Annotated in this window: 8 protein-coding genes; 2 read left to right on the top strand and 6 right to left on the bottom strand. The window is 35.5% G+C overall.

Annotated features, from left to right (window positions below; genetic code table 11):
• Nucleotides 1-33 precede the first annotated feature (33 nt).
• The 3 genes from MHH69_RS01375 to MHH69_RS01365 form a co-directional block, all read right to left on the bottom strand.
• Nucleotides 34-912 (bottom strand): GNAT family N-acetyltransferase, encoded by an 879-nt coding sequence (locus MHH69_RS01375; RefSeq protein ID WP_341361551.1) that lies wholly within the window; start codon nucleotides 910-912, stop codon nucleotides 34-36.
• A gap of 97 nt (nucleotides 913-1,009) precedes the next feature.
• Nucleotides 1,010-2,836, bottom strand: coding sequence for an ABC transporter ATP-binding protein (locus MHH69_RS01370; RefSeq protein WP_341361550.1), 1,827 nt, complete (start codon nucleotides 2,834-2,836; stop codon nucleotides 1,010-1,012).
• Nucleotides 2,836-4,566, bottom strand: coding sequence for an ABC transporter ATP-binding protein (locus MHH69_RS01365; protein WP_341361549.1), 1,731 nt, complete (start codon nucleotides 4,564-4,566; stop codon nucleotides 2,836-2,838). Before MHH69_RS01365 ends, MHH69_RS01370 begins: the two co-directional genes overlap by 1 nt.
• Nucleotides 4,567-5,170: 604 nt before the next feature.
• Here MHH69_RS01365 and MHH69_RS01360 point away from each other — a divergent pair.
• Entirely contained in the window at nucleotides 5,171-7,189 is a 2,019-nt protein-coding gene (locus tag MHH69_RS01360; RefSeq protein ID WP_122971824.1) for an EAL domain-containing protein, read from the top strand.
• A gap of 141 nt (nucleotides 7,190-7,330) precedes the next feature.
• Nucleotides 7,331-8,478, top strand: a protein-coding gene (locus MHH69_RS01355; protein WP_341361548.1) for an IS3 family transposase whose coding sequence is annotated in 2 segments (ribosomal slippage) — nucleotides 7,331-7,604 and nucleotides 7,604-8,478 — 1,149 coding nt in all. Because the reading frame shifts where the segments join, the coding sequence is not laid out codon by codon here.
• Nucleotides 8,479-8,539: 61 nt separating this feature from the next.
• Here MHH69_RS01355 and MHH69_RS01350 read toward each other — a convergent pair.
• The 3 genes from MHH69_RS01350 to MHH69_RS01340 form a co-directional block, all read right to left on the bottom strand.
• A complete protein-coding gene (locus tag MHH69_RS01350) occupies nucleotides 8,540-9,028 on the bottom strand; it encodes a threonine/serine exporter family protein (RefSeq protein ID WP_122971823.1) in 489 nt (162 codons plus the stop codon).
• An 11-nt stretch (nucleotides 9,029-9,039) separates the two neighbouring features.
• Nucleotides 9,040-9,789, bottom strand: a complete 750-nt coding sequence (locus MHH69_RS01345; protein ID WP_122971822.1) for a threonine/serine exporter family protein — start codon at nucleotides 9,787-9,789, stop codon at nucleotides 9,040-9,042.
• A gap of 265 nt (nucleotides 9,790-10,054) precedes the next feature.
• Nucleotides 10,055-12,226: a beta-propeller domain-containing protein gene (locus MHH69_RS01340; RefSeq protein WP_341361547.1), complete on the bottom strand. Its 2,172-nt coding sequence runs from the start codon at nucleotides 12,224-12,226 to the stop codon at nucleotides 10,055-10,057.
• Nucleotides 12,227-12,263: the final 37 nt, after the last annotated feature.

Here is a 12,263-nt window from a genome sequence, read left to right as displayed (position 1 = left end):
GTTCAGTTCATTTCCATTGTAGGCTCCTTTTATTTATTCACCTGTATAGATAAAATAATCTACTTGCATTGATTTTAAAAAACCGGCTTTTTCATATAGAGCAAGGGCTCTGTCGTTTTCAATTTCCACTTCCAGCATAACTAATTTTTCTCCGTTACGCATAGCGAAATTTTTCACCCAATTTAACAAAGCGGTACCTATACCTAGACCTTGTTTTTCAGGATGTACCGCCAATGCCGTCACCCATTGCACTTCCCCTTCTTTTGAAGAAGTAACCGTCCCAACGATTTCATCTTCTACTACTGCAACCCATAAAATTCTTCCTGCGGTCACCGTATTATAAGTAATTAATTCGATAGATTCCTCCCGTAAATCACCAAAGGCATTACTAAAAATTGTAATTAAAGCTTCTTTATCTGTTGATTCAATATAAGGTCGAATTGAAATTGAATTGGATAGCTCCATCGATTCGGGTTTTGCTTCAAAGGTTGCTTCTGAAAAACTATAGGAATACCCATATTTTTCAACAAACTTTCGTCGTTCAGTGTCATTTTCGATAACGAGGGCAAGTTCGCCTTCAGCTCCACGTTGGTGCAAGCCATCACCTAGCACTTTTAAAATTGCTTCATCCAATCCAATTCCACGATACATCGGCGCTATTAATATAGACCATTCATAAGTGTTTAAACCCATTTGATCTATACTACTTGCTACACCAACAAGCTGATCTTGTTCGTCATCATAAGCAAGAACAAAAAAGCCTTTCACATTATATTGTCTAGATTCTAGTAAATTTAAAACAGAACTATAACTATATTTATCTGTTTCAAAGGCTGTTTCACATAACAGTTTAATTTCATTATACGTTTCTATATCAATCGGAAATGATGCGGTAATTATTGAAAAGTTCATTAAATTGCTCCCCGTTCTTTTAACTTGCCTCCATTTTAGAGGAACTCATGTTATGAGCGCAAGGGCAATTGAAGAATTACATGGAATTACCTCCGATTCATAATATACCAGCTTGTTTAAGCATATTAGCATATATACCATTCGTCTCCATTAATTCCTGTTGTGTTCCCGCTTCAACCATACGACCTTCTTGCATAACAAATACGACATCTGCATTCCGTATCGTATTAAGTCTGTGGGCAATGACAAAGCTTGTTCTTCCTTCCATTAGTACTTCTAATGCCTGCTGAATTTTTACTTCTGTCACTGTATCAATACTACTTGTTGCTTCATCGAGTAATAATATTACCGGATCTGCTACAAAGGCTCTAGCAATGGACAGCAGCTGCTTCTGTCCTTGCGAAATTTCATTTCCATCGGATGTTAAAATCGTATTGTACCCATTAGGTAGCTTTACAATGAAATCATGGGCATTAGCCCTTTTAGCAGCCTCTACAATTTCCTCATTTGTTGCATTGAGTCGGCCATATCGAATATTTTCATAAACACTTGCTTCAAAAAGAAAAGAATCCTGTAAAACAAAAGCCATTTGACTACGTAACGTTTGACGTTTTAATTTCTGTACATTCACTCCATCAAATAATATTTCGCCCTGCTCCACGTCGTAAAATCTAGCGATCAATTGCATAATCGTCGTTTTGCCAGCACCAGTTGCTCCGACTAATGCAGCGGTTTGACCTGGTTTTACATGGAAGCTAACATCCTTTAAAGTGTGTTCTTGTTCAGCTAATTCATATTTAAAGGAAACATGACGGAATTTTACGTCGCCTAATAGTTTATGATGATCATCCATATCTCCTATATCCTCTTCAACTGTTTCCTCCATTATGGAAAAAACACGTTCTGCCCCTGCTATAGCAGATAATACCGTATTCATTTGGTTTGCCAAGTCGTTTAGCGGTCTAGTAAATTGGCGGGCATATTCTGTAAATACGACGATTGTTCCGATTGTAACGAACCCTTTAAAAGCAAGTATTCCACCTATACCAGCTATAATTGCAAAGCTAATATTATTTAAAAAGTTCATTACCTTTGGAATATATCCTGAGTAGGTCAAAGCCCAAAAGCCGGTTCTCCTTAACCGAGTACTTTTTTCACGAAATTCTTTCTTTACCCTTTCTTCTTGTGAAAATGCTTTTACAACTTGTTGACCCGAAATAGTTTCTTCTATCATTCCATTTAAAGCACCTAATGCTGCCTGTTGCTCTTTAAATAACTTCCCCGTTCTTCGAGTTATCCAGCGGGTAGCCATAAACATGGCAGGAATAATGATCATCGTTAATAGCGTTAATAAAGGGCTTAAACTGAGCATGACAATGAACGTACCAGTTAAGGTTAAAATACTTGAAAACACTTGAATAAAAGAACTATTTAAAGTGGCACTAACCGTTTCCATATCATTTGTCGCTCGGCTCATCAATTCCCCATGTTGCCTTTTATCAAAAAATGAAACGGGTAAATGCAAAAGATGATGGAAAAGGCCCGTACGCATACGATAAATCGTCTGTTGGGCAATGCCGATCATCCAATAATTTTGGAAAAATAACGATAATGCTAAAACAAAGTAGATTACAATTAATCCAACGATCAATAGTGGCATTCCACTAAAATGCTCTTTCATCACATATTCATCGATCATGTATCCGATTAAATAGGGACCTAATAGTGACATGGCGGAGCTGACGACGACTAATAATAAAACAGCGATGAGCAGTGCTCTCTGTTCATCAACAATTTTCCAAATACGTAGTAACGTATTCTTCCAATTGTTTGGACGGGGTCCTTTTTTCTTTTGAACCGAATTTTTCACATCTTCCTTTGTTAATACTGGCTCATAGCCAAAGGGTTTTCGTATGAAGTTCACTACGCATCGACCTCCCTCTCATGTTGAGACAGGGCAATTTGTTTATAAACTTCACTTGTTTCAAGTAATTGTTTGTGGGTACCATAGGCAATGACCTGTCCTTCATCGAGCAGTAGTATTTTATCCGCACCTTTTGCTGTGCGAATTTTCTGCGTTACAACGAGCATTGTTGCTCGTTCACCTTTAATCGCATCCCAAAAAGCAGCTTCCGTTTTAACATCTAACGCGCTAGTACTATCATCTAACAGCAAAATTTTTGATTTGCGTATTAAAGCGCGGGCAATTGAAAGACGCTGTTTTTGACCACCGGAAAGATTGACCCCCTTTTGACCAACACGTGTTTCATATTGATTTGGAAAATTTTCTACCGTCTGATGAATTTGAGCTTGAGTTGTTGCTATCCTCACTTCTTCCATTTCAGCCCCCTGTTTACCCCAGCTAACATTGTCATAAATGGATCCTGTAAATAACATAGACTGTTGGGGAACATATCCAATCATTGACCTAAGCTTCTCCAAAGGCCATTTCGTTATATGTTGTCCATTTATATAAATCGCCCCGGAAGTTGGTGCATAAAATCTAGGAATTAAGTTTAATAGAGTGGATTTCCCTGCCCCTGTCGCCCCCATTATGGCGATTGTTTCTCCAGTAGCAACAGTAAAGGAAACATCCTTCAATATCGGCTTTTTTGTATTCGGATATTGGAAAGTTACATGTTCGAAGCGAATCGATTCGGAATGTTGTATAGTAGGTGAAAGTTTTTCAGATTGAGTGTGTTCTTCAATTCCACTTTCAATTAACAATATTTCTTCCATCCGTTCGGAAGAAGCCTTTGCACGGGAAAGCGCATTAATAATAAAAGCAAACATAGAAAAGGAACCGGTCATGCGTAGCGCATAGTTAACAACCGCTACTAATTCCCCTACTTGTGCACTTCCGTTACTCACATCAATCGAACCAAACCATAAAGCTGCGAGTAAACTAACATTCATTACAAACAACAACACCGGTTGTATTAGCTCCATCATACGAAGTGCTTTCATTGTATCTACTTTTAAATGATTTGAAACTTCTTGAAAACGTGAAGACTCATAGTTTCCCCGCATATAAGCTTTTACTAACCGTATTCCTTGGAGGTTTTCTTGAAGAACCCGGTTTACCCGGTCTAATCGACGCTGTACTTCACCAAAAAGGTGAACGCCCTTTTTGACAATAATATATAAGAAAATCATAAGAAGTGGTGTCCCAATTAATAAAAACAGCGCCATTTTTGGGTTAACAAAAAAAGCCATCATTAAACTGCCTACCGCTGCCAATGGAGCACGAAGCATAATTCGCAAACTCATGAACAGAACAGATTGTACTTGTTGGACATCGCTCGTCAATCTCGTAATGAGCCCGGAAGTTGGAAACCGTAAGTAAGTTGCCATTGTGAAAGATTGGATTTTACTAAATAAGGCGTTCCGTAAATCAAAGCCAAAACTTTGTGCTGTGTGGGAAGCAAAATAAGAATTAATAATCCCACTTAAAAATGCTGAAATAGCCAGCATAATTAAAATAAATCCCCAATAACCGATTGTTCCTAAATCCTTTACGATAATACCGTGATCAATAATTCTAGCAATTATTAACGGTTGAATAAGCTCTACCGATAATTCAATGAGCATTAAACAAAGTGCAATGATTGCTGGCCATTTATATGGCTTCACATAACTAAAAACCGTTTTCATGACACACCCCTAACAAATTGACCTATGACTGGCGACAAAATATGTTAAATTATTCAAAAGTTTGAATTTTGTTCACATTTCCGCTATATATTGTATTTTTCTGACTTTCTTACCTATATTTGATACTTATTAGTATAAATAAGCATAATCCAAATCTTAAAAATTTGCCAACCGCCTAAAGTCGGAAAGAGATAAAACTTCCTAGTGTCGAAAGCATTCACTTACGAAAAATAAACATTCTTAAAAGTAATTTTCAAATTGGATATTTTTTCATTTTCTGTAAACGCTTTAATACCTATTAATATTAGTATTTGTAATACTTCATTTTACTACTTCAGTACCATCTATTTCACCTTTATATTTTGAATCTTTCGGCACTAAAACACGTATGAAAATTCACTCTCTTTTATTCCCGTTCGTTTTTTATTCATGCATCCTTATATTTATATTGGTTTATAATTATCATTATAAAAAACATTTTATAGTTCTAAAGACCTTCAAAATTTCAATATCAAAATCTTACTATTAGTTTAGGAATGACTATTTACTGTAAAATCTCTATAATAATAGTATAAATATAGGATACTCGAGGAGTCGAATGCTGATGCGCGAAGAAAATACGAATATTATCGATGAGAAATTAGTAAACACATCTCCTTTTCCATCTTTTGCACTGAATCGACATGGTAGTGTTGTCCTTTGGAACAATTTAAGTGAAAAATATTTTGGTTACTCTATAGATACATTTGTAAATAAAAATTCATCTATAAAAGATAACTTACTATCTTCCCTATCAGAAGAAGCCTACAAAAGATTATTAACGGGAAATGAGTCGTTACGCTTTGAACAAGTTCAACTTTTAACGATTGAGGATTCCTTCATTAACGCTACGTTGATTGCCTCTCCAGTTTATATAAAAGGTGAGCCTTCTATTCTTATTACTTGTCTTATAGATTCTTTATTTACTAGACTCAATGATTCCACTCAAGCTTTAAAAGATCTACAAAATGGTTTATTTTCTTCCTTCATGATGGTAACGATTGATGAAGAAGGACTAATTATTCATTGTAACCAAGCTTTCCTTAATACGAGTCACTGGACACCAAAGCGTGTATTAGGAAAAACATTTTGGCAGCTTTTTCCTGAAGATGAGAACAGCAAAAAAGTAGTTGATATCATTTGGAAAACTATTACTTCTGGCCAAATTTGGCAAGGGGAAGTAGAAAAAATTACAAAAGATGGTTTACCTTATTGGGTTGATTTAACTGTAATCCCAACCTATTCCGAAACAGATAAACAGTATCAATATGTGTTAATAGAAAAGGATATTACTAGTCAAAAGAATATACAACATAAGCTTGAGAAAATTGCTTATATCGATCCTGAAACTGGCTTGATGAATACACACCGTTTAGAAATTATCGTTAACGAAATGATAAAGGAAAATCGCCATTTCACGTTCGTGTATATAAGTATCGATAAGTTTTATACGTTAAAAGAATTACACAATCATCATATAGAAAACAATTTAATTGTCGAATTTACAAAACGTATGAAAATTTATTTCCAAGACAGCCATATGGCACGAATAAATGAAAACGAGTTTGTTGTCATTACCCCTCTTGGCGAATGGTTTATACAAGGCTTTTTAACTTATTTAAAACAAAATCCTATTTATAATGGAAATATGGCAGTACCCATTTCAATTAGTGGTGGGATTACCCGTGCACCTCAAGATCAATCAACATTTTCCCACTTAATGAAAGCTTCCCTTGCTACCATTTCTACTGTTCGTGAAGCTGGTGGAGATAGCATTGTTTCATTATCTAATGCGACTCATAAAGCGATTAATCGAAAATCTATTATTGAGAAAAGATTATTATTCGCCCTTGATCAACAGCATTTAAAAGTACTATATCAGCCGCAACTAAATATCCATACTGGAAAGATCGATGCAGTAGAAGCCCTTGTACGTTGGGAAGATGATGAAATTGGTGTTGTATCACCTGACGAGTTAATTCCAATAGCAGAAGAAACCGGTCTAATTAATAACATCGGTTCCTTTGTCATTGAAGAAGCTTGTAAGCAAGCTGCTAAATGGCATAGTGAAGGGTTAGATTTAAAAATTAGTATTAACTTGTCTGTCCGCGAATTCCGGGACAAAAACATGGCTAAAACAATTTTAGAAACGTTAGAAAATACTCGCTGTCCGGCAAACTTAATTCAAATTGAAATTACAGAAAAGTTCGCCTTAGAAGCTGAAGCTGAAAAATCTATTATTAAACAAATGTTAAAACTTGAAAACGAAGGAATTGTATTTATTCTTGATGACTTTGGAACAGGCTATGCTTCATTCCGTTATATGCAACTGTTGCCAATTAAAATTTTAAAAATTGATCAAATGTTTATTAGTTCCTTATTAAAATCTGAAAAAACCCAACGCCTCATTAACGGTATGGTTCAGTTTGGTAAATCCATGAACTTAACTGTATTGGCAGAAGGCGTTGAAACAAAACAACAGCAAGAAATATTAGAGGAATATGGTTGTGATGCTATTCAAGGATATTTAATTAGTAAACCTGTTAGTCATGACACTATAAGAAAACTCGTGAAAGTGATATAAAATTCTCTCTATAAAAACATAAAAACTGCAAGACTCTCTAATCTATGAGCGCACTGACCTAAAAAAATGAGACAAATAAAAACACCTTTCGTTGAAAAACGGGTATTAAACCTATAAATCCAACGTGGAGGTGTTTTTTCTATGGGAACAAGAGTTAGTTATCCAGTAGAAATTAAAATGAAAGCAATCGAAATGAGATTAGCAGGAATACCTGTTAATCAAGTTTTAGAAGAATTGAATATTCGAAATTATACACAACTAAAAACGTGGATGAAGTGGTATCGAAATGGAGAACTTCATCGCCTTGAACAGCCAGTTGGAAAGCAATATACCTATGGTAAAGGACCAGAATATGAAAATGAAACAGCTAAATTAAAGGCTGAGAACCGTTATTTAAAGCAACAAATTGAAGTTTTAAAAAAGTACGCAGAATGGGAAAGGAAGTGGTACCAAGAATAGTTGTGCAATTGGTAGAAGAACTAAAAGAAGTCATGACAATTGGCGAAATCTGTGACCACTTGGGGGTAGGTAGATCATCTTATTATCGTTGGAAAAAGAATAATAACGTTGAAACAAAGAAAGACATTCGGGATAAGAGAATGGGTGAGTTGTGTAAACTTCATAAATATCGATACGGATACCGAAAAATCACAAGCATTTATGGAGAACCGATAAGTGAAAATACAGTACAAAAAGTAATGCAAAAATATGGTTGGCAGTGTCGAGTAAAAGTGAAGAAACGTAAACGCACTGGACAACCAGCATACGTCGCACCGAATTTATTAAATCGTGAATTTACAGCGGAAGCACCATTTGAAAAGTTAGTAACAGATATTACCTACTTGCCTTTTGGTCAATCAATGATGTATCTTTCAAGTATTCTAGATGTCTTTAATGGCGAGATTGTAGCGCGTACAATCGGATTTACTCAAGATACAGAGTTTGTTTTAGATACATTAAATCAGCTACCAGAATTACCTGAAGGCTGTATCCTGCATAGCGATCAAGGTTCTGTATATACGTCCTATGACTATCAAAAGGCAGTAAAAGAAAAAAGAATTACCATGAGCATGTCTCGTAAAGGCACGCCCGCTGATAATTCTCCAATTGAAACGTTTCACTCCTCGCTAAAGTCTGAAACGTTCTATCTCGACGGAATCAATCGCACAACGAATGCGCATGTGATCCAAATCGTCGAAAACTATATAAAATATTATAACAATATCCGTATTCAAACGAAACTAAACAGCCAATCGCCGGTTAAATACCGTCAACTAACTGTAAAGTAGGGTGTTTTCTTATTGTCTCAAAAATGATGGTCAGTACCGAGTGCCTTGCAGTTTTATTTGTCTACTTAATTTTTTGCCTTCTTTTTGCTCTTGCGTAAGATTGCATAGACGTTCTGCCCTTATGGAACATCCTCATCACTAATTGTACAATTACCTCTGCAAAAACAAGTCCCATTGCGATGGCACCGGAAATCATAAATACGCGCATACCATTTTGAATTCCCATATTATAGTCTAGTTCGACAATATTACGCATCGTATTATAGGCGATACCACCCGGAACTAACGGAATAATTCCTGAAACATTAAAAATAATCATTGGCATTTTAAACCGCCGGGCAAAAATTTGAGCTACTAGGGCAACGACAAATGCCCCTAAAAAAGAAGCCTGTACTTCTGTGACCTTAACCTCGTAAAGGATATAGTATACCATCCATCCGATCGCACCAACGAAACCGCAATATGGAATTGCCTTTGTAGGTGCATTGAAAATGACACCAAAGCAAGCTGTAAATATAAAACTAAATAATGCTTGTATAATAAACTCCATATTCATTCTCCTTAAGAAGCTACAATGAGAGCAATACCAGCCCCAATTGCAAAGGCTGTTAAAAAGGCTTCGGCTCCCTTAGCTATTCCAGCCGTAAAATGCCCTGCCATTAAATCACGAACGGCATTCGTAATAATCAAACCTGGAACGAGGGGCATGACACTGCCAACAATAATTTTGTCCATTTCTTTTCCTAGTCCGAACTGTACCGCCAAAGAGGCAATCAATCCAACGACTAATGCAGCTAAAAACTCCGAGAAAAACTTCACCTTTGTCATCTCTTGAATAATCATAAAAACGAAAAATCCGACTCCTCCTGCCACAAAGGCAACAGGCATATCCGACCAATAGCCGTTCACTAATACTAAAAAACAACTACTTGCAATGGATGCAGCTAATATTTGTAAATGTACTGGTAAAAAATAATTCGTTTTTTGTATTTTTCTTAACTCTTCATATGCCTCTTCTAACGTAATCCTTTGGCTAGTAAGCTTTCTCGAGACATTGTTGACCTTGGCAATTTTATGCAAGTCCGTAATTCTTGCTGCTATGGACGTTATTTTCGTAACTTGTTTTTTTCCTAAGGATAAAATGATTCCTGTTGGAGTTACATAACTTTGAGCATCCTCAATGTTTTGGGAGCGAGCCATACGAAGCATTGTATCTTCTACTCGATAAGTTTCCGCTCCGCTTTCCATCATTATTTGGCCAGCTAGTAAAAAACAGTCTAGTGCCAATTCAAAATTTTGTTCATTGTTCATATTTTTGAGTCAATCTCCTTTTTCTCCATGCTCATATTATCGAACAGTAAAGATTATCTCAATACAAACATTATTAATTTTCATTTTAATTGTGGTAATTTTGTCCATTTTATAAACAAGGGAATCATAATATTTCGTAACCTTTACATACGAAAGGAATATAACCTTCAACAATTTCTACTTCATTAATAACTATCTATTTAATTTTAAGATAAAAAGTACAATCCAGTTTTTGCTGAATTGTACTATCTATTCTTTCTTAAGGCTATTTTAGCTTCACACTACCTAAAGCATTGAAGTTTTGTAAATTGTAGCTCCTCACTTCATCTCTTGAAACGGTATACAATGTGTCTTCAATGTAAAGTAAACGTGTAATTAACGTTTCCCAGTTTTCATATTCTTCTCCTTGTTTTGCAGGAGTGATTAAATTTCCTTTTAACTCAATACCATGATCAGCCGTAATTTCGTATATAACGGCCCCAGAGCCTTTATATTCGACGTCGTATTCCCCTTTCCCTTCATAAACCGTCACAGGGAATCCAAAATAGTTATATTCTTCATTTCTAAATAAAGCTTTATGATTATACTCTATTTCCGAGTGGGTACCACGCCCACCTATTACAACCGAATCTTGTTCCTTCGGGTTTTCGTAATCTGTAATATCAAATAAAGATACTTTAATACCTTTCGTTGTTATAATAGGCTGTTTAGAAGTACTATCTATCCTTGATTCTGTATCGTATCCTATTCCGATTAAATGATGTTCATCTAACGGATGAAGATAATTACTATAACCAGAGATTTTCAATTCACCTAATACTTTCGGTTGTTTCGGATTTTGTAAATCAATTACAAACAGCGGATCTACTTGTTTAAATGTCACAATATAGGCTTTATCCCCCATAAAACGGGCAGAGTATATTCGTTCTCCTTTCGCTAAATCTGTTACTTCCCCTACTTTTTCCAATTTATCATTGTAAACAAAGAGATGATTTTTAGTAGATTCATTCGTACCGCCCCATGCATCTCCTTCAGTAGTTGCAATACGGAAATAACCATTATGTTCATCCATCGAGAATTGATTTAAAAGACTTCCTGTAATAGAAGTTGAAGCTAAAAACTCCACTTTCACTCCATCAATTGTAAATTTAAAAATATCTGTAGTTGTTGGTCCTGCTGGTAAAATGGCTATATCCGTCGATACCTTTGAATCCGTTTCTTTTTCTAGTGTTCTCGCCATAAAATCAACAGCTGTTAAATAAAGGGCATTTTCCGACATGTATAACGAGGAGCTACCACCTAGAAAACCTTTTGTTTCAATTTTTTTCTCTTCAAAATTGTTTAAATCAATAGACGATATAATTATATAGTTTGGCTCATTGGATCCTGGTAAAATCGTCAACTGGTCTAAATCCATCGGCTTTACCTCATTATCTTGAGCACTATCATAAGTGTATGGTCGCAATTCAACATCTTTTTCTTTTTCTAACAGCCAATATTCCGGCGCCTTATTTGACACAATATACAGGATATTATTATATTTACGAACTCCGTTTATATAACCATCTTGTGCAAACTCTCTTATTAACTTAGGTTTAGCTGGATTCTCCATACTATAAAAGGCTACCTTTGTCATACTATTTCCACTAGCATATCCATCTTTTTTTGTCTCCACATAATCATCCATAACAACGATTAACATATTTTGATGTATCATTAGTTGAGATGGATAACTGTTTCCATCTAATGTAATTTTACTAGCAATTTTTAAAGCATTGTGATTTGTCCCATCTGTTATGATAATTTGATTATCTACAGCAGTATAAATATATTTACCGTCCGTTACGACAATATCTCCTTCTTCAATGTCCTCTACTTGATTGTTTGTAGTAGAATAAGACTCGGCGCCATCGTCACTTGCTCCACCTGATATTTCGTTAGAGGAAGACATGTCTGCACTTTTACTTTCCTCGACAGTTGTCTCAAACATCGAATGGTTCGTAGCATCTGTATTGATGGCATTTTGGAAGAAATCTTTCAACTCCTGAAGTGACGTAATTTTTTCAAGTTCTTCTATAACTTTAAATTCCACTTCTTGTTTCTTTGTATTTAAAGGTTTTTCTTTAAAGGCCTCTTCTTCAATATGAAGAACGTATTGTCCAGGCAGCAAATTTTCTATTGAAAGAGACTGTTTATTTTGTTCCAAAGTAATTTCGCCCTTAACCTTTTCCCCAGCTGCATTCGTAATATAAATGAATTGATCTTGAATACTATTGTCATTCATTTTATGGGAAAAATGGACATGGTACGGTTGATTTATAAAAACAGTTGAAGAAGCGCTGACCTCAACTTTTTTCCCTAGTATCCAAACACTTACGAAGGCAATAAGTGCGATGGCCATCAAAAGGATTCCACTAATATATAATCTTTTTTTCATCTGTTTCCTCCCCTTTAGAATGTATTTATCCCATTAG

This window comes from Ureibacillus sp. FSL E2-3493 (assembly GCF_038077515.1).
Taxonomy (GTDB): Bacteria; Bacillota; Bacilli; order Bacillales_A; family Planococcaceae; genus Ureibacillus; species Ureibacillus halotolerans.
Note: the sequence above shows the minus strand (reverse complement) of the source record. Positions and strands in the feature narration are given on the sequence as shown.